This is a genomic window from Burkholderia ubonensis (assembly GCF_902833085.1).
Taxonomy (GTDB): Bacteria; Pseudomonadota; Gammaproteobacteria; order Burkholderiales; family Burkholderiaceae; genus Burkholderia; species Burkholderia ubonensis.
This window is the reverse complement of the sequence record NZ_CADFEB010000005.1, coordinates 571228-588463: the sequence shown is the minus strand read 5'-3', so window position 1 is coordinate 588463 and position 17236 is coordinate 571228. Positions and strand designations below refer to the sequence as shown.

Genomic DNA, 17236 nt, shown 5'->3' with positions numbered 1-17236 from the left:
GGCCGCCGTCCCAACCATTGCTTATCGATCGCGAGTCGACGCTTATGTGGAGCTACATCCTCAAACGCCTGCTGTTGATGATCCCGACGCTCGTCGGCGTGCTGACGCTGACCTTCGTCGTGATCCAGTTCGTGCCGGGCGGCCCGGTCGAACAAGCCGTGCAGGAGCTGCGCAAGGGCGCGACGGAGCAGGGCGCGGCGCCGTTCGGGATGCGCGCGCATACGGGCGTCGATCCGCAGCAGATCGCACAGCTCAAGGCGCTGTACGGCTTCGACAAGCCGCCGCTCGAGCGCTACGTGCTGATGCTGAAGCACTTCGCGCGCTTCGATCTCGGCGACAGCTACTTTCGCCACCAGAGCGTGTGGTCGCTGATCGTGCAGAAGCTGCCGGTGTCGATCAGCATCGGCTTGTGGACGTTCTTCCTCACCTACCTGATCTCGGTGCCGCTCGGCATCGCGAAGGCCGTGCGCAACGGCTCGCCGTTCGACGTCGCGACGAGCCTCGTCGTGCTCGTCGGCTATGCGATTCCCGGCTTCGTGCTCGGCGTGCTGCTGCTCGTGCTGTTCGGCGGCGGCTCGTTCTGGCAGCTGTTCCCGCTGCGCGGGCTCACGTCGGACAACTTCGCGGCGCTGTCGACGGCCGGCAAGGTGCTCGACTACCTGTGGCACATCGCGCTGCCGATCACCGCGTCGGTCGTCGGCAGCTTCGCGGTCATCACGATGCTCACGAAGAATGCGTTCCTCGATGAGATCCGCCGGCAATACGTGCTGACCGCGCGCGCGAAGGGGCTGTCCGAGCGTCGCGTGCTGTGGAAGCACGTGTTCCGCAACGCGATGCTGCCGCTCATCGTCGGCTTTCCGGCCGCGTTCATCGGCGCGTTCTTCACCGGCAGCCTGCTGATCGAGACGCTGTTCACGCTCGACGGCCTCGGGCTGCTGTCGTACGAGTCGGTCGTGCGCCGCGACTATCCGGTCGTGCTCGGCACGCTGTACCTGTTCACGCTGATCGGCCTCGCGACCAAGCTGATCTCCGACCTCTGCTACGTGTGGGTCGACCCGCGCATTCAATTCGAAAACCTGGAGCGCTGAGATGAAACGACCCCCACGCTCGCTTTGCTCGCTGCCCCCCGAGGGGGCGGCCAGCCGCCTTGGGGCGGCCCGGCGGAGGCTGGCACGCCCCTCACGCTCGCTTTGCCCGCCGCGTTTCGACGGCGACACCGGCGCGCGCCCCGTCGCCCGCGGAGGGCGCGCATGAGTCAGGCCGCCGCATCGTCCCGCCTCGACGCCGCGCGCGCGCGCGTGTCGCCGTCGCCCGCGCGCCGCGTGTGGCGGCGCTTCACGCGGCAGCGTCTCGGCTACTGGAGCTTCGTGATCTTCGTCGTCGCGTTCGCCGCGAGCCTGGCCGCGCCGCTGTGGTCGAACGACAAGCCGCTCGTCGTCCGCTACGACGGCCACTATTACTTCCCGATGTTCAACGCGTATCCGGAGACGACCTTCGGCGGCGATTTCCCGACGCCCGCGGACTATCTCGATCCGTACGTCCGCAAGCGTCTCGAGGCGCCCGGCAATTTCGTCGTCTATCCGCCGAACCGCTACCACTACGACACGCTGAACTACTTCTCGCGCGTGCCGAATCCCGCGCCGCCGTCGCGCGAGAACTGGCTCGGCACGGATGCGCAGGGGCGAGACCTGCTGGCCCGGCTCGTCTACGGGTTTCGCGTGTCGGTCGAATTCGGGCTGGTGCTGACGCTGATCGGCACGCTCCTCGGCATTGCCGCAGGCGCGGTGCAGGGCTTCTTCGGCGGCCGCATCGACATCGTCGGGCAGCGGCTGATCGAAATCTGGAGCTCGCTGCCCGAGCTGTACCTGCTGATCATCTTCGCGTCGATCTTCGAGCCGAGCTTCCTGCTGCTGATCGTGCTGCTGTCGCTGTTCGGCTGGATCGGCCTTGCCGACTACGTGCGCGCCGAGTTCCTGCGCAACCGCACGCAGGACTACGTGCGCGCGGCGCGCGCGATGGGGCTCACGAACTGGCAGATCATCTGGCGCCACGTGCTGCCGAACAGCCTGACGCCGGTGATCACGTTCCTGCCGTTCCGGATGAGCGGCGCGATTCTCGCCCTCACGAGCCTCGACTTTCTCGGGCTCGGCGTGCCGCCGCCGACGCCGAGCCTCGGCGAGCTGCTCGCACAGGGCAAGGGCAACCTCGACGCGTGGTGGATCTCGCTGTCGACGTTCGGCGTGCTGGTCGCGACGCTGCTGCTGCTGACCTTCATGGGCGACGCGCTGCGCAACGCGCTCGACACGCGGATCGCCGATTCCGTGCGGGCGGCGGGAGGCCAGCGATGAGCGCCGCGATCGTAACGCAGCCGGCCGAGCCGCTGCTGTCGCTCGAGCACCTGCACGTGCGCTTCGGCGACACGGTGGCCGTCGACGACGTGACGCTCGCGATCGGCCGCGGCGAGCGGGTCGCGCTCGTCGGCGAGTCGGGCTCGGGCAAGAGCGTGACCGCGCTGGCGATCCTGCGCCTGTTGCGCGACGCGGAGGTCAGCGGCACGATCCGCTTCGCGGGCCAGGACCTCGTCGCCAAGAGCGAGCGCGAGATGCGCGGGCTGCGCGGCTCCGACATCGCGATGATCTTCCAGGAGCCGATGACGGCGCTCAACCCGCTGTATACGATCGGCGCGCAGATCGGCGAGACGGTTCAGCTGCACGACGGCGTGACGGCCGGCGAGGCGAGAAAGCGCGCGATCGCGCTGCTCGCGCGCACCGGCATCGCGGAACCGGAGCGGCGCGTCGACAGCTATCCGCACCAGCTGTCGGGCGGCCAGCGGCAGCGCGCGATGATCGCGATGGCGCTCGCGTGCCGGCCGCGCCTGCTGCTCGCCGACGAACCGACCACCGCGCTCGACGTGACGATCCGCGCGCAGATCGTCGAGCTGTTGCTGGAGCTGCAGCGCGAGGAAGCCGAAAAGCGCGGGATGGCGATCCTGCTGATCACGCACGACCTGAACCTCGTGCGGCACTTCGCCGAGCGCATCGCGGTGATGGAGCGGGGGCGGCTCGTCGAGAGCGGGGCGGTCGAGCGGATCTTCGCCGCGCCCGAGCATCCGTACACGCAGCGCCTGCTGAACAGCCGGCCGCAGCGCGCGGTCGTGCCGGTGTTGCCGATCGCGCCGGTGCTGCTCGACGCGCGCCACGTGACCGTGCAGTTCGCGCGCAAGCGCCCGGGCCTCGCGGGCTGGTTCAAGACCGTGCCGGTGGCGGCGGTGTCGGACGTGTCCGTGTCGGTGCGGCAGGGCGAGACGCTCGGCGTGGTCGGCGAGTCCGGCTCCGGCAAGTCGACGCTCGCGATGGCCTTGCTCGGGCTGCAGAAGACCGCGCACGGCGAGATCGAATTCCAGGGGCGCGCGCTGTCGAGCTACCGCGGCCGCGAGCAGGCCGCGCTGCGCTCGAACATGCAGGTCGTGTTTCAGGATCCTTTCAGCTCGCTGTCGCCGCGCCACACGATCGAGCGGATCGTCGGCGAAGGGCTCGAACTGCACCGCCCGGACCTGTCGGCCGACGCGCGGCGCGCGAAGTCGCTCGCGGTGCTGCGCGAGGTCGGCCTCGACCGCACGGTGATGCATCGCTATCCGCACGAGTTCTCCGGCGGGCAGCGCCAGCGGATCGCGATCGCCCGCGCGCTGGTGCTCGAGCCGCGCATCCTGATCCTCGACGAGCCGACGTCGGCGCTCGACGTGTCGATCCAGCAGCAGGTGCTGAAGCTGCTCACGAGTTTGCAACAGAAATACAACCTCGGCTACCTGTTCATCAGCCACGACCTGGACGTGATCGGCGCGATGGCGCACCGCGTCGCGGTGATGCAGGACGGGGCGATCGTGGAGGCCGGCGACGTCGCCGACATCTTCACCAAACCGTCACATCCTTACACACAAAAGCTGTTGAAAGCCGTCTGGAAAGCGTGATAGGGCGTCAATGGTCTGACCATCTCGATTGTATTTTTTAATTTGTTTTGACAAACGGATACGCGCTGGCTAGTATCGACCGAAATTTTCCGCCAATCAGCTGATTTTTAAGCACAATCCATCGACCAATGCAGCACCGATCCCTGACCCAGGCATGCGCGCGCGCCGTCGCCGGGATGTTTATCGGCGTCCTGTTCGCTGCAACTTCCGGCGCGTTCGCCGACGAAGCCAGCAGTTTTAATCAGAATGCCACGAATTCGACTCAATCCGGGTCGGCTTCCTCCCAGAATACCCAAGCCAACGCATCGTCGTCGACCGGCGGCGCGAAGTCGTTCCTGTCCGGCATGGCGGGCAAGGCGGGCGACGTCGTCGTCGGCGCGCTGAACATGATCGGTGTCCGCTACCGCTGGGGCGGCAACACGCCGGATTCGGGGCTCGATTGCAGCGGCTTCGTGCGCTACGTGTTCCAGGACACGCTCGGCATGTCGCTGCCGCGCCGCGCGGAAGAGATGAGCCGGGTCGGCGAGAAGGTGCGCGTGAGCGAGCTGAAGCCGGGCGACCTGGTGTTCTTCAATACGATGCGCCGCACGTTCTCGCACGTCGGCATCTACATCGGCGACAACAAGTTCGTGCATTCGCCGTCGACGGGCAGCACGGTTCGCGTCGACGATCTCGACAGCACCTACTGGGAAAAGCGTTTCAACGGCGCGCGCCGGATCGAGTCGCAGTTCCCGATGAAGGCCGACGATCTGCGCCAGCGCGTGCGCGCGACGCTCGGCGACGACGCGGCGAACGGCAGCAACTGAGCGTTCCCTGACAGCCGGATCGAAAACCCTGTCGCCCGAAAGGCGGCAGGGTTTTTTGCTTTTTGGGGCAGTCGAGGCCTGGCGCTGCCTTATGCGGCAGTCGCGACAGTCGCGGCGATCCCGGTGCGCGCCGCCGCGAGCTTGCGCTGCAGCTCGGGCATGATGCGCGCGACCGCTTCCTCGCCGGCGAGGATCGCCGCGTTGCGCTGGCTGAAGTCGCTGCCGCCCATCGCGTTGAGGCTCGGGCGGATCACGACGTCGGCGTACTTGTCGAGCTCGTAGGTCTTGATCGTCTGGCCCATGATCGTGAACGTCTGCAGCAGCATCTCGATCGGGTTGCCGGTCGCCGCGCCGTCCGGGCGCGCGGAGATGTCGACCGCGATCACGAAGGTTGCGCCCATCTTGCGCGCGTAGGACGCGGGTACCGGGCTCACGAGGCCGCCGTCGACATACTCGCGGCTGCCGATCTTCACCGGCTCGAACACCGACGGCACGCTGCTCGAAGCGCGCACCGCGAGCCCCGTGTTGCCCTGCTGGAACAGGATCGGCTGGCCGTTCTGCAGATCCGTCGCGACGATGCCGAGCGGCTTCGCCATCTTCTCGATCGGCCGGTTGTTCAGCGTCTTGTTGATGAAGTTCTGCAGCGCGACGCCTTGCAGCAGGCCGCGCGAGCGGAACGGCAGCGCCCAGTCGCTGATCGCGGACTGGTCCATTTCGAGCGCGAGCTTGTTGAGCTGCAGCGCGTTCATGCCGGACGCATAGAGCGCGCCGACCACCGAGCCGGCGCTCGTGCCGGCGACGATCTCGATCGGGATGCCGCGCGCCTCGAGTCCTTTCAGCACGCCGATGTGCGCGAAGCCGCGCGCCGCGCCGCCGCCGAGCGCGATGGCGATCTTCGCCGGCTTGTCGTGCGACTGGGCTGCGGCGGCGTTGTCGGGGCGGCTCTTGCCGCCGGGCGACGTGCAGGCGGCGAGGCTGGCGGAAGCGCACGCGATCGTGAACTGGCGGCGCGACAGGCGAGGGGACGACATCGAAGGTTCTCCAGCGTCGGGCGGCGGGCGACGGGCCCGCCGCGTCGGTAGGTCGGGGCGGCGCGACGGGTGCCGCGCGGCCGGCGCGGCGCCGGCAAGGCGTCCGCGGCGCGCACATCATAAAGCAAGCGCCACGCTTGGCGCGATGTCCGGCGCGGGTATAATTTCGGCTTCTTTCCGTTCCGGGTGTCGCCGGTCCTGTTGCTCTTCGGGCAGCCGCTGCCGACCCCGCGTCGAATCATTCACGCGCCCCAGGCGTTCGAGTTACCGTTTATGACCCGTCCTGTCCGTACCCGCTTCGCGCCGAGCCCCACCGGCTTCATCCATCTCGGCAACATCCGCTCCGCACTCTATCCGTGGGCGTTCGCCCGCAAGATGCAAGGCACGTTCGTGCTGCGCATCGAGGATACCGACGTCGAGCGTTCGTCGCCGGAAGCGGTCGACGCGATCCTCGAAGGGATGCGGTGGCTCGACCTCGATTTCGACGAAGGCCCGTTCTACCAGATGCAGCGGATGGACCGCTATCGCGAGGTGCTCGCGAAGATGCTCGAAGAGGGCCTCGCGTACCCGTGCTACATGTCGACCGAGGAGCTCGACGCGCTGCGCGAGCGCCAGCGCGAAGCCGGCCTGAAGCCCCGCTACGACGGCACGTGGCGTCCGGAGCCGGGCAAGGTGCTGCCCGAGCCGCCGGCGGGCGTGAAGCCGGTGCTGCGTTTCCGCAACCCGCTGACGGGCACCGTCGCATGGGACGATGCCGTGAAGGGCCGCGTCGAGATCTCGAACGAAGAACTCGACGACCTCGTGATCGCGCGTCCGGACGGCACGCCGATGTACAACTTCTGCGTGGTGGTCGACGACCTCGACATGGGGATCACGCACGTGATCCGCGGCGACGACCACGTGAACAACACGCCGCGCCAGATCAACATCCTGCGCGCGCTCGGCGGCGAAGCGCCGGTCTATGCGCACCTGCCGACCGTGCTCAACGAGCAGGGCGAGAAGATGAGCAAGCGTCACGGCGCGATGAGCGTGATGGCTTACCGCGACGCGGGCTATCTGCCGGAAGCGGTCGTGAACTACCTGGCGCGCCTCGGCTGGTCGCACGGCGACGCCGAAATCTTCTCGCGCGAGCAGTTCGTCGAGTGGTTCGACCTCGAGCATCTCGGCAAGTCGCCGGCGCAGTACGACCACAACAAGCTGAACTGGCTGAACAACCACTACATCAAGGAAGCGGACAACGCGCGTCTCGCCGCGCTGTCGAAGCCGTTCTTCGAAGCGCTCGGCATCGACGATGCGGCCCTCGCGAGCGGCCCGGCCCTCGATGCGGTGATCGGCCTGATGAAGGATCGTGCGTCGACGCTCAAGGAAATCGCAGAGGGCGCGGCGATGTTCTACCGCGTGCCGGCGCCGGATGCCGAAGCGCTCGCGCAGCACGTGACCGACGTGGTGCGCCCGGCGCTGGCCGAACTCGCGGCGGCGCTGAAGGCGGTCGAGTGGAGCAAGGAGGCGATCTCGGCCGCGCTGAAGGCGACGCTGGCCGCGCACAAGCTGAAGATGCCGCAACTGGCGATGCCGGTGCGCCTGCTGGTCGCGGGCACGACGCATACGCCGTCGATCGACGCGGTGCTGATGCTGTTCGGCCGCGATGCTGTCGTGTCGCGCATCGAGGGCGCACTGGCCTGAGGTTCGAGCATTCGCGAAGCCGTCGGTGGGCGGCTTCGCAAAAAATTTTGCTCGAATCGCAAAAAGGGTATTTACAAGCTCAAAGTTGGTCCATATAATCTCATTTCTGTTCTGCAAGGGGGTATAGCTCAGCTGGGAGAGCGCTTGCATGGCATGCAAGAGGTCAGCGGTTCGATCCCGCTTACCTCCACCAACAGAACAAACAAATCGCTTCGCGAAGCAGGGTAGTTAAAAAATGCTTCACAAAACGATTTAAAGCAGTTAGAATTTCGGCCTTCGTTGTTGATGAAAAATTAATAACGGAAGCCAGACAGATCTGAAAAGATTTTGTCCCCTTCGTCTAGAGGCCTAGGACATCACCCTTTCACGGTGAGTACAGGGGTTCGAATCCCCTAGGGGACGCCAGATTCAGCGGCGTTTCGATGGAAGTGTCGCGAAGCTTGCAGGAACGTAACCGACGTCCTGCGGGTTAGGGTTAAGGAAGTTGGAGCGGTAGTTCAGTCGGTTAGAATACCGGCCTGTCACGCCGGGGGTCGCGGGTTCGAGTCCCGTCCGCTCCGCCAGAACGAAGCCCGTTCAAGACGTTTTTGAGCGGGCTTTTGTATTAAAGGTGTAAGCAGTACGTTGTCCCCTTCGTCTAGAGGCCTAGGACATCACCCTTTCACGGTGAGTACAGGGGTTCGAATCCCCTAGGGGACGCCAGATTCAGCGGCGTTTCGTTGGAAGTGTCGCAAGGCTTGCAGAGTGTCGCCGACATCTGCGGGCCAGGGTGAAGAAAGCTGGAGCGGTAGTTCAGTTGGTTAGAATACCGGCCTGTCACGCCGGGGGTCGCGGGTTCGAGCCCCGTCCGCTCCGCCAGAACGAAGCCCGTTCAAGACGTCATTTGAGCGGGCTTTTGTATTAAGGATGTAAGCAGTACGTTGTCCCCTTCGTCTAGAGGCCTAGGACATCACCCTTTCACGGTGAGTACAGGGGTTCGAATCCCCTAGGGGACGCCAGATTTCGGCGTCGTTCGAACAAACGATGCGCCGGCAGGAAGTAACCGACGCCTGCCAGGCAAGCAGCAAGACTGGAGCGGTAGTTCAGTCGGTTAGAATACCGGCCTGTCACGCCGGGGGTCGCGGGTTCGAGTCCCGTCCGCTCCGCCAAAAAATGAAGAAGCCCGCCTTGTGCGGGCTTTTTCATTTGCGTTTTCGGTTGCGCCCGTTGGCGGGCGCGTGACTGCGATACGAGCAAATCACGATTGCATCCGCACCGGACTGCGCTATCGTGGCGAGATGCGTCCTTGACCATCGCGCGATGCTCGATCCCACCGACCTGCGACTCCTGTATCAGCTCCGCCCCGCGGAGGCCTGCGATTTTCCGTTTGCCGAAGCGCTGACGCACGGCAACATGGGCGGCTATTACAAGCGCCACGGGCTCGTGTGGCGCAGTGACCTGTTCTACGCGAGCTGGCGCGAGTCCGAGAACTTCATCCTCGAAGCCGACGGCGAGCGGATCGGCGTGCTCCGCGTCACGGAAGAGGGCGATTCGCTGCACATCCGCGACGTGCAGATCGCGGCCGGCCATCGCGGACACGGCGCCGGCACCTACCTGCTCGAGATGTCGCATCGCTGGGCGAGGGCGCGCGGGCTGAGCGAGCTCCAGCTGCGCGTGTTCGTCGACAATCCCGCCGCGCGGCTGTATCTGCGCATGGGCTATCGCGTGACCGGGTCGCGGTTCGCGCAGCTCGGCGCGATCCGGCACATGGTGCGGCCGGTCTGACGCCCGCGCACTGCCGTCACGGCTGGCGGTCCGCCGTGTCGTCGTTCGGTTGTCCGGCGCTTTCCGTCATGCCTTCCGCGGCCTCGTGCGGGTGGCCGCGCAGCATGAACGCGCGCGGGCTTTCGCCGAAGGCGCGCCGGAACATCGCGGAGAACGCGCTCTGGCTCTGGTAGCCGAGTTCGCGCGCGATATGCGACAGCGGGCGCCCCTGGTTCAGCAGCGGAATCGCGCGCGCGAGCAGCGCCTGCTGGCGCCATTGCGAAAAGCTCACGCCCAGTTCCTGCTTGAACAGCCGTGAAATCGTGCGCGTGCTCGCGCCGACCTCGCTCGCCCAGTGCTCCAGCGATTCCGCATGCGCGGGTTGCGCGAGCACCGCTTCGCACAGCGTGCGCAGCCGCTTTTCGTCGGGCATCGGCACCGACAGCGGCAGCGGTTCGGCGTGGCTCAGTTCGTCGAGCACCAGTGCGCAGAGCAGGCGTTCGCGGGCCGCGCCCAGATCGCGCGCGTCGAGCGCGACGATCAGCTCGCGCAACAGCCCCGTCACTTCGACGACGCGGCATGCGTCGAGTCCGCCCGGCACGATCGACTCGTCGATGTACAGCGTGCGCAGGTACGCGTCCTCGACGATCAAGACCTCGTGCGTTACGTGCGGCGGCACCCAGATTGCCCGCGACGGCGGCACCATCCACGTGGTTCCGGTCGTCGCCATGCGCAGCACGCCGCGCGACGCATAAGCGAGCTGCGCCCATGCGTGCGTGTGACGCGGTATGCGCGCGCCGGCGGGCACCGGCCGCGCACGCACGCGCATCGGGTGGACCGGCGTCGGCGCGAATTCCGGCGGAATGTCGATGGTGTCGCGATGAGCGGGCTCGTCGGCGCGGGCGGACGGATTCATGGGCAATTCGGATGGCGCGGCAGCGATGCCGTCATTTTAGAAGGCTCGCCCACCTGCGCGCGGCGGCTTTTTTTCAGTCGATAATGCAATGTTCGATTGAACCTTGTATGCGACCGGAGACGATGACATGACGACGTTTGCAACGACCGACCTCTGCGACGCCCACGAAGACCAGCTCGCGGCCGGCGCCCTGCGCGTGCTCGAGCCGGCGCTGCGCCCGTACGGCGGCGCCGCGCGTTTCGCGGGGCCCGCGGCGACGCTCAAGCTGTTCGAGGACAATACGCTCGTGCGCGCCGCGCTCGAGCAGGACGGCGCCGGGCGCGTGCTGGTCGTCGACGGCGGCGGCAGCCGGCGTTGCGCGCTCGTCGGCGGCAACCTCGGCGCGCTCGCCGAGAAGAACCATTGGGCCGGTATCGTGGTCTATGGATGCGTGCGCGATTCGGCTGAATTGCGCGCGTGCAACGTCGGCGTGCTCGCGCTCGCGACGCATCCGCGCAAGAGCGACAAACGCGGGGCCGGTGAACGGGACGTTCCCGTCACGGTGCTCGGCACGCGAATCGCCCCCGGCGAATGGATCTACGCCGACGAGGACGGCGTGCTCGTCAGCGCGACGCCGCTGACCTGATACGGCAACACACGAATCCAAGAAGGAGAAACACGATGCGCCACGTATTCGTCTACGGCACGTTGAGAGCGGGAGAGGCCAACGATATCGGCCGTGCGGCCGCCCGGCACGGCATCGCGGCGCCGACGCTCGTCGGTGCGGCCGCGCTGCCGGGCGAACTGTACGATTTCGGCACGTATCCGGGCATGGTCGCGGCGGCGGACGGGAAGACGCTCGTCTGGGGCGACGTCTATGAAGTCGACGAGCAGCTCGTCCCCGTGCTCGACGAGATCGAGCGCGTGTATCCGGGCGTCGACACCCTGTTCAGGCAGGAAACGGCGAGCGTCGAACTCGGCGGCCGGCAGTACGCGTGCCTGTATTACCCGGTCGCCGCACATGTGGTGTCGGACAAGCCGCGCATCGTGTCGGGCGACTGGGTCCAGCATCGGCGCGAGCGCGAAGCCGCCTGAGCGGGCGCGCCGCGCCAAAGGAAAAAGCGCCCCGCGGGGCGCTTGAACCGGACGGCCTGACCGAAGCAGCCCGATCGGCTTGCGCTGATCGGGCTGTTTTCATGCGGTCGCGACGCGCTCAGATTTCCTCGTACAGCGGCAGCGTCAGGAATTCGGTGAAGCCTTCCGACGTCGACATCTGCTCGAAGATCGCCGCGGCGCGCTCGTACGGCTGCGTATTGCCGCCGACCGAGCGCTTCACGTTCTCCAGCTCGGCCTTCGCGTAGTCGCGCACCAGTTCCGCCGTCACCTTGCGGCCGTCGTCGAGCACGCCCTTCGGCGAGCGGATCCACTGCCACACCTGCGAGCGGGAGATCTCGGCCGTCGCCGCGTCTTCCATCAGGTTGTGGATCGGCACGCAACCGTTGCCGTCGAGCCACGCGCCGAGGTAGTGGATGCCGACGTTGATGTTGTTGCGCAGGCCGGCTTCGGTAATCGGCGCCTCAGGCTGGAAGTCGAGCAGGTTCTTGCCTTCGATCTGCACGTCGTCGCGCTGCTTCCCGATCTGGTTCGGCTTGTCGCCGAGCACCTTCACGAATTCCTCCATCGCGATCGGCACGAGGCCCGGGTGCGCGACCCAGCCGCCGTCGTAGCCGTCGGTCGCATCGCGCTGCTTGTCCGAGCGCACGCCGCCCATCGCCTTGTCGTTCGCTTCCGGATCGTTCTTGATCGGGATCAGCGCGCTCATCCCGCCGATCGCCGGCGCGTTGCGCTTGTGGCAGGTCTTCAGCAGCAGCAGCGCGTACGCGCGCATGAACGGCACGGTCATCGTGATCTTCGAGCGGTCGGCCAGGCAGAAGTCGCGGTCGTTCTTGAACTTCTTGATTGCCGAGAAGATGTAGTCCCAGCGGCCCGCGTTCAGGCCCGAGCTGTGCTCGCGCAGTTCGTACAGGATCTCGTCCATTTCGAATGCGGCGAGGATCGTCTCGATCAGCACGGTCGCGCGGATCGTGCCGCGCGGGATGCCGACCTGTTCCTGCGCGGCGACGAAGATGTCGTTCCACAGGCGCGCCTCGAGATGGCTTTCCATCTTCGGCAGATAGAAGTACGGGCCCGAGCCGCGCGCGATCAGCTCCTTCGCGTTGTGGAACAGGAACAGCGCGAAGTCGAAGACGCCGCCCGACACGCGCTGGCCGTCGACCGTCACGTGCTTTTCGTCGAGGTGCCAGCCGCGCGGACGCACGATCAGCGTCGCGACCTTGTCGTTGAGCTGGTACGACTTGCCGTTCTGCTCGAGCGAAATCGTGCGGCGGATCGCGTCCTTCAGGTTGATCTGGCCGTCGATCTGGTTCGTCCAGCTCGGCGCGTTCGAATCCTCGAAGTCCGTCATGTACGAATCCGCGCCCGAGTTCAGCGCATTGATGATCATCTTGCGCTCGACGGGGCCGGTGATCTCGACGCGGCGGCATTGCAGGTCGCCGGGCAGCGGCGCGACCTTCCAGTCGCCTTCGCGGATCGCCTTCGTATCAGCCAGGAAGTCGGGGCGCTCGCCGGCGTCCAGGCGCTTCGTGCGTTCGACGCGCGCCTGCAGCAGGGCCTGGCGACGCGGCTCGAACGTGCGGTGCAGCGCCGCGACGAGTTCGAGTGCCGCGGGCGTCAGGATTGCTTCGTAGCCCGGGCGGATCTCGCCGGTAATCGCCATGCCTTGCGGCAGCGTGAGCGTGGTGGTCATGAGTCTCATCTCCTTGGTCGGTCAGTTGAGGTTTCGGTAAAGGGGGAGGTGGCCGGCATCGATGCCAGCGTTACGCGCCCGGGCCGGGGCGCGCGCGGCTGGCGCTTCTGCCGGACGGAGCCGGGGTGGCGAGGAAAGCGAGCAGGTCGGCCATGCCGGCGCCGGTGCCGTCGGGCGGCGCGCCGAGCTCCTCGGCGGGGGCGCCCGTGCGGTTGAGCCAGAACGTCGTGTAGCCGAACCAGGCGGCGCCCGTCACGTCCCAGCCGTTCGACGACACGAACACGATGTCGCGCGGGTTCGGCCCGAACGCGTCGGTGCCCAGCGCGTAGGCGGCCGGGCACGGCTTGTACGCGCGCACCGCGTCGACCGACAGCACGCGATCGAACAGGCCGCTCATGCCGGCGCTCTTCACCGCGATATCGAGCATCTGCGGGTTGCCGTTCGACAGGATCGCGAGCTGCGGACGCGGGTCGAGCGCGCGCAGCTTGCGCAGCGCGGGCACCGTGTCGGGGTAGGTGGACAGGCACGCGTATTCGTCCATCAGGCGCTTCTCGGCGGCGCTGTTGAGCGTGAGGCCGAGCGCGCGCGCGGCGAACCGCAACGCGTCGTGCGTGATGTCCCAGAACGGGCGGTAGCGCGCGCCGGCCGGATCGGCGAGCGTGCGCAGCTGCGAGTATTCGATTTGCTTGCGCCGCCACAGCTGCGACAGCCGTTCCCCGTGGCCGGGGAACATCTGCTCCGCCGCGGCCATGACCGCGTGCACGTCGAACAGCGTACCGTAGGCGTCGAAGAGGATGGCGTTGGGAGAGAGTGTCGTTGTGGCCGACATAGCCTTGCGCTCCAGTTTCAGAGGTCGGAAACGATTTTATTCGTGATCGTCAGTACCAAAAAAGACGCTAAACATCACTTGATCTTTTACTTTCATATACCTAATCTGGAGCCGCTTCAGTCAACATGAAGGGCGGTTGCGGCCGTCCTCCCGATTCATGGACCGGTTCAAACAGATCGAAACGTTCGCCGCGGTCGCGGCGAAAGGCAGCCTGTCGGCGGCCGCGCACGCGGAAGGGGTCGCGCCCGCGATCATCGGCCGCCGCCTGGATGCGCTCGAGGAGCGGCTCGGCGTCAAGCTGCTGGTGCGCACGACGCGCAAGCTCACGCTGACCTTCGAGGGCTCGGCCTTCCTCGAGGATTGCCAGCGCGTCATCAACGACATGCAGAACGCGGAGGCGAGCGTGTCCGCAGGCGGCGTGAAGGCGAGCGGCCACCTGCGGATCTCCGCGCCGGCCGGCTTCGGCCGGCGGCACGTCGCGCCGCTCGTGCCCGAATTCAGCTGCGCGCATCCGGACGTGTCGGTCACGCTCGACCTGTCCGACCGGATGGTCGACCTCGTCAACGAGGGCTTCGATTGCGCGGTGCGGCTCGGCGAGCTGCCCGACTCGTCGCTGGTGTCGCTGAAGCTCGGCGAGAACCGCCGCGTGTGCGTCGCGGCGCCCGCCTATCTCGCACGGCGCGGCACGCCGGCCACGCTCGCGGAGCTCGCGCGGCACAACTGCCTCGCGCTCGCCGCGAACGCGAACCAGCAGCGCGGCTGGTCGTTCATGGAGGACGGCAAGGTCGTGTCGATCCGCGTGAGCGGCACGATGGAATGCTCGGACGGTGCGGTCCTGCACGAGTGGTGCCTGGCGGGGCACGGCCTCGCGTGGCGCTCGTGGTGGGAGGTCGGCGACGACATCGCAGCAGGCCGCCTCGTCAGCGTGCTGGACGCGTTCGCGGCGCCGCCGATCGGCATTCACGCGGTGTTCCCGCAGCGCCGGCATTTGCCGTTGCGCGTGCGGCTGTTCCTCGATTACCTGAAACACACCTACGAGCGGCCCGGATATTGGGGGTAGGATGCGTCGATCTTCACCGCGTCCACCGCCCGCGCGTTTCCGATATGAGGGCGAACCCGCTGCCGGGGCCGGTGGCCGGTTTTCGCACACTACAATCGAAACAGGCACGCCGGGCGCGCGGCGCACGGGGTGCGATTGGCGAAGGAGGGCGCGATGTTCAAGCACATCCTCGTTCCGACCGACGGGTCCGACCTGTCGAAGAAGGCCATTGACGGCGCGATCGATCTCGCCCGGGCCGTCGGTGCGCGCGTGACCGCATATGCGTGCCTGCCGCAGTATCCGTACTCGCCGTTCTCCGAAGTGATCATCGAGCCGCCCGCCGATTTCAGGGCGCGCAGCGAACGCGAGGCGCGCACGCATCTCGACGAGGTCGAGTCGGCCGCGCGCGAGGCGGGGGTCGACTGCGATACCTGGACGAGCGTGCATCCGTCGCCGTATCTCGGCATCATCGAGGCGGCCGAACGCGGCGGCTGCGACGTGATCTTCATGGCGTCGCACGGACGCCGCGGGCTCGGCAGCCTGCTGATCGGCAGCGAGACGCAGCGCGTACTGACCCATACGAAAATTCCGGTGATCGTTTATCGGTAGGCACGGCGACCGGCGGGCACAGGCCGGTCGGTCGACGCTGAAAGCAGTGCGCGCCGGGCAGCGCCGGCGCGCGTCTTGTCGTAGGCGGCCCGCAGGCCGTGCGGCACGTCGCGGCGTCTGCCGCCGCGCGCATGCCGTCTCCTCCCCTGCTGCGCCTTCGCGGTTCGGGTGCCGACGCCGCGCCGTCGCATGAGCGGCGGGCGTCGGCATGACGCCGAGGCGTCTTACGCGACCTTCTTGCCGTCGAAGAACTGCTCGTCTTCGGTCGAGCCGTGCAGCGCGGTCGTCGACGCTTCGCGCTCGACCGTCTGCGTGACCGCGTCGAAGTAGCCGGTGCCGACTTCGCGCTGGTGCTTGACCGCGGTGAAGCCCTTGTCGGCTGCCGCGAACTCGGCCTGCTGCAGTTCGACGAACGCGCTCATCTGCGTGCGGGCATAGCCGTGCGCGAGATTGAACATCGAGTAGTTCAGCGCGTGGAAGCCGGCCAGCGTGATGAACTGGAACTTGTAGCCCATCGCGCCGAGCTCCTTCTGGAACTTCGCGATCGTTGCGTCGTCGAGGTTCTTCTTCCAGTTGAACGACGGCGAGCAGTTGTACGACAGCAGCTTGCCCGGGAACTGCTTGTGGATCGCCTCCGCGAACTTCTTCGCGTACTCGAGATCCGGCTTGCCCGTTTCGCACCAGATCAGGTCGGCATACGGCGCATACGCGAGACCGCGCGAGATCGCCTGCTCGAGGCCCGGCTTGGTGCGGAAGAAGCCTTCGACCGTGCGCTCGCCCGTCAGGAACGGCTTGTCGTTGGCGTCGATGTCCGACGTGATCAGGTCTGCCGCTTCCGCGTCGGTGCGCGCGACCAGCACGGTCGGCGTGCCCATCACGTCGGCCGCGAGACGCGCCGCCGCGAGCTTCGCGACCGCTTCGCGCGTCGGCACGAGCACCTTGCCGCCCATGTGGCCGCACTTCTTCACCGACGCGAGCTGGTCTTCGAAGTGGACGCCCGATGCGCCGGCCTCGATCATCGCCTTCATCAGCTCGAACGCGTTCAGCACGCCGCCGAAGCCGGCTTCCGCGTCAGCGACGATCGGCGCGAAGAAGTCGACGTAGCCTTCGTCGCCCGGGTTCTTGCCTTCCGACCACTGGATCTGGTCGGCGCGCGTCAGCGTGTTGTTGATGCGCTTCACGACCTGCGGCACCGAGTTCGCCGGGTACAGCGACTGGTCCGGGTACATTTCGCCCGCGACGTTCGCGTCGCCCGCGACCTGCCAGCCGGACAGGTAGATCGCCTTGAGGCCGGCCTTCACCTGCTGCATCGCCTGGTTGCCGGTCAGTGCGCCGAGCGCGTTGACGAACGGCTCGTTGTTGATCAGGGTCCAGAGCTTTTCCGCGCCGCGCTTCGCGATCGTGTGCTCGACCTGCAGCGAGCCACGCAGGCGGACCACGTCCTCAGCCGTGTAGGTGCGCTTGATGCCCTTCCAGCGCGGATCGGTTTCCCATTGCTTTTGCAGTTCCTGTGCCTGTTGCTGACGCGACATGATGTGCTCCTTGACGTGGCCTTGCCTGAATCGGGATGAATCGAACGAAGGTGATGCAATTCGCGAGGCGGGGAGTGAGGTTCCGTTTCGCGAAGTCTTATATAAGAGTCTAGGCAAATCGCAGGTTGCGAAACAGGGGCTTTATCAAGAAGTGTGGAAATTTTTAATTGTTATAAATCAATGTGTTGCGGTGTTTATTTCGAGATAAGAAATGCTTTTTCCCATCCTGCAATGCCACATGTTGTGCCGCGCAGCATGATTTTTTACGACACAAAAAAATTTTCCGCATCGTGAAA

General features: G+C 66.4%; 15 protein-coding genes and 7 tRNA genes. 17 read left to right on the top strand and 5 right to left on the bottom strand.

Annotated features, from left to right (window positions below; translation table 11 throughout):
- Positions 1 to 44 precede the first annotated feature (44 nt).
- The 4 genes from HWX31_RS17160 (at position 45) to HWX31_RS17145 (ending at position 4773) form a co-directional block, all read left to right on the top strand.
- Positions 45 to 1088: a microcin C ABC transporter permease YejB gene (locus HWX31_RS17160; RefSeq protein WP_174965466.1), complete on the top strand. Its 1044-nt coding sequence runs from the start codon at positions 45 to 47 to the stop codon at positions 1086 to 1088.
- Positions 1089 to 1250: 162 nt separating this feature from the next.
- Positions 1251 to 2348, top strand: a complete 1098-nt coding sequence (locus tag HWX31_RS17155) for an ABC transporter permease (protein WP_059617615.1) — start codon at positions 1251 to 1253, stop codon at positions 2346 to 2348.
- Positions 2345 to 3967, top strand: coding sequence for an ABC transporter ATP-binding protein (locus HWX31_RS17150; protein WP_174965465.1), 1623 nt, complete (start codon positions 2345 to 2347; stop codon positions 3965 to 3967). Before HWX31_RS17155 ends, HWX31_RS17150 begins: the two co-directional genes overlap by 4 nt.
- 128 nt (positions 3968 to 4095) lie before the next feature.
- A complete protein-coding gene (locus tag HWX31_RS17145; RefSeq protein WP_174965464.1) occupies positions 4096 to 4773 on the top strand; it encodes a C40 family peptidase in 678 nt (225 codons plus the stop codon).
- 89 nt (positions 4774 to 4862) lie between these two features.
- On the opposite strand, the gene HWX31_RS17140 is transcribed toward HWX31_RS17145, so the two are convergent.
- Positions 4863 to 5804, bottom strand: a complete 942-nt coding sequence (locus HWX31_RS17140; protein ID WP_174965463.1) for a patatin-like phospholipase family protein — start codon at positions 5802 to 5804, stop codon at positions 4863 to 4865.
- A 273-nt stretch (positions 5805 to 6077) separates the two neighbouring features.
- On the opposite strand from HWX31_RS17140, the gene gltX reads away from it, so the two are divergent.
- From gltX to HWX31_RS17095, 9 genes are all read left to right on the top strand, one after another.
- Positions 6078 to 7487 carry a glutamate--tRNA ligase gene (gene gltX / locus HWX31_RS17135; RefSeq protein ID WP_174965462.1) on the top strand — a complete coding sequence of 470 codons (1410 nt, stop codon included), beginning with the start codon at positions 6078 to 6080 and terminating at the stop codon, positions 7485 to 7487.
- A 117-nt stretch (positions 7488 to 7604) separates the two neighbouring features.
- Positions 7605 to 7680 (top strand) — tRNA-Ala (locus HWX31_RS17130).
- Between the two features lie 136 nt (positions 7681 to 7816).
- Positions 7817 to 7892 (top strand) — tRNA-Glu (locus HWX31_RS17125).
- A gap of 81 nt (positions 7893 to 7973) precedes the next feature.
- Positions 7974 to 8050 (top strand) — tRNA-Asp (locus HWX31_RS17120).
- Positions 8051 to 8113: 63 nt separating this feature from the next.
- Positions 8114 to 8189, top strand: a tRNA-Glu gene (locus HWX31_RS17115).
- A gap of 79 nt (positions 8190 to 8268) precedes the next feature.
- A tRNA-Asp gene (locus HWX31_RS17110) sits at positions 8269 to 8345 on the top strand.
- 64 nt (positions 8346 to 8409) lie between these two features.
- Positions 8410 to 8485: transfer RNA gene (locus HWX31_RS17105), tRNA-Glu, on the top strand.
- Between the two features lie 73 nt (positions 8486 to 8558).
- Positions 8559 to 8635 (top strand) — tRNA-Asp (locus HWX31_RS17100).
- Positions 8636 to 8786: 151 nt separating this feature from the next.
- A complete protein-coding gene (locus HWX31_RS17095; RefSeq protein WP_174966024.1) occupies positions 8787 to 9251 on the top strand; it encodes a GNAT family N-acetyltransferase in 465 nt (154 codons plus the stop codon).
- Positions 9252 to 9267: 16 nt separating this feature from the next.
- Here the strand turns inward: HWX31_RS17095 and HWX31_RS17090 are convergent, their stop codons facing one another.
- Positions 9268 to 10146 carry an AraC family transcriptional regulator gene (locus HWX31_RS17090; RefSeq protein ID WP_174966025.1) on the bottom strand — a complete coding sequence of 293 codons (879 nt, stop codon included), beginning with the start codon at positions 10144 to 10146 and terminating at the stop codon, positions 9268 to 9270.
- A gap of 127 nt (positions 10147 to 10273) precedes the next feature.
- On the opposite strand from HWX31_RS17090, the gene rraA reads away from it, so the two are divergent.
- Both rraA and HWX31_RS17080 read left to right on the top strand, forming a co-directional pair.
- The gene (gene rraA / locus HWX31_RS17085; protein WP_045567593.1) at positions 10274 to 10771 is read left to right on the top strand and encodes a ribonuclease E activity regulator RraA; all 498 of its coding nucleotides are present in this window, start codon (positions 10274 to 10276) and stop codon (positions 10769 to 10771) included.
- A gap of 35 nt (positions 10772 to 10806) precedes the next feature.
- Positions 10807 to 11220, top strand: coding sequence for a gamma-glutamylcyclotransferase family protein (locus HWX31_RS17080; RefSeq protein ID WP_174966026.1), 414 nt, complete (start codon positions 10807 to 10809; stop codon positions 11218 to 11220).
- 118 nt (positions 11221 to 11338) lie between these two features.
- On the opposite strand, the gene aceB is transcribed toward HWX31_RS17080, so the two are convergent.
- On the bottom strand, positions 11339 to 12931 hold the full coding sequence (aceB, locus tag HWX31_RS17075) for a malate synthase A (protein WP_174966027.1): 1593 nt from the start codon (positions 12929 to 12931) through the stop codon (positions 11339 to 11341).
- Positions 12932 to 13001: 70 nt separating this feature from the next.
- Positions 13002 to 13760, bottom strand: a complete 759-nt coding sequence (locus tag HWX31_RS17070; RefSeq protein WP_059609185.1) for a haloacid dehalogenase type II — start codon at positions 13758 to 13760, stop codon at positions 13002 to 13004.
- A 157-nt stretch (positions 13761 to 13917) separates the two neighbouring features.
- Here HWX31_RS17070 and HWX31_RS17065 point away from each other — a divergent pair, with 157 nt between their 5' ends.
- Positions 13918 to 14820, top strand: coding sequence for a LysR family transcriptional regulator (locus tag HWX31_RS17065; RefSeq protein WP_174966028.1), 903 nt, complete (start codon positions 13918 to 13920; stop codon positions 14818 to 14820).
- Between the two features lie 153 nt (positions 14821 to 14973).
- Positions 14974 to 15408: a universal stress protein gene (locus tag HWX31_RS17060; protein WP_076475900.1), complete on the top strand. Its 435-nt coding sequence runs from the start codon at positions 14974 to 14976 to the stop codon at positions 15406 to 15408.
- 224 nt (positions 15409 to 15632) lie between these two features.
- On the opposite strand, the gene aceA is transcribed toward HWX31_RS17060, so the two are convergent.
- Positions 15633 to 16940, bottom strand: coding sequence for an isocitrate lyase (gene aceA, locus HWX31_RS17055; protein WP_059609183.1), 1308 nt, complete (start codon positions 16938 to 16940; stop codon positions 15633 to 15635).
- Between the last annotated feature and the right edge of the window lie 296 nt (positions 16941 to 17236).

Excerpts from the sequence above, each read along its gene's own strand:
- HWX31_RS17150 (WP_174965465.1), top strand. The coding sequence starts at position 2,345 with ATGAGCGCCGCGATCGTAACGCAGCCGGCCGAGCCGCTGCTGTCGCTC.
- aceB (WP_174966027.1), bottom strand. The coding sequence starts at position 12,931 with ATGACCACCACGCTCACGCTGCCGCAAGGCATGGCGATTACCGGCGAG.
- HWX31_RS17070 (WP_059609185.1), bottom strand. The coding sequence starts at position 13,760 with ATGTCGGCCACAACGACACTCTCTCCCAACGCCATCCTCTTCGACGCC.
- HWX31_RS17160 (WP_174965466.1), top strand. The coding sequence starts at position 45 with ATGTGGAGCTACATCCTCAAACGCCTGCTGTTGATGATCCCGACGCTC.
- HWX31_RS17140 (WP_174965463.1), bottom strand. The coding sequence starts at position 5,804 with ATGTCGTCCCCTCGCCTGTCGCGCCGCCAGTTCACGATCGCGTGCGCT.
- aceA (WP_059609183.1), bottom strand. The coding sequence starts at position 16,940 with ATGTCGCGTCAGCAACAGGCACAGGAACTGCAAAAGCAATGGGAAACC.
- HWX31_RS17145 (WP_174965464.1), top strand. The coding sequence starts at position 4,096 with ATGCAGCACCGATCCCTGACCCAGGCATGCGCGCGCGCCGTCGCCGGG.
- gltX (WP_174965462.1), top strand. The coding sequence starts at position 6,078 with ATGACCCGTCCTGTCCGTACCCGCTTCGCGCCGAGCCCCACCGGCTTC.
- HWX31_RS17155 (WP_059617615.1), top strand. The coding sequence starts at position 1,251 with ATGAGTCAGGCCGCCGCATCGTCCCGCCTCGACGCCGCGCGCGCGCGC.
- HWX31_RS17095 (WP_174966024.1), top strand. The coding sequence starts at position 8,787 with ATGCTCGATCCCACCGACCTGCGACTCCTGTATCAGCTCCGCCCCGCG.
- HWX31_RS17090 (WP_174966025.1), bottom strand. The coding sequence starts at position 10,146 with ATGAATCCGTCCGCCCGCGCCGACGAGCCCGCTCATCGCGACACCATC.
- HWX31_RS17065 (WP_174966028.1), top strand. The coding sequence starts at position 13,918 with ATGGACCGGTTCAAACAGATCGAAACGTTCGCCGCGGTCGCGGCGAAA.
- rraA (WP_045567593.1), top strand. The coding sequence starts at position 10,274 with ATGACGACGTTTGCAACGACCGACCTCTGCGACGCCCACGAAGACCAG.
- HWX31_RS17080 (WP_174966026.1), top strand. The coding sequence starts at position 10,807 with ATGCGCCACGTATTCGTCTACGGCACGTTGAGAGCGGGAGAGGCCAAC.
- HWX31_RS17060 (WP_076475900.1), top strand. The coding sequence starts at position 14,974 with ATGTTCAAGCACATCCTCGTTCCGACCGACGGGTCCGACCTGTCGAAG.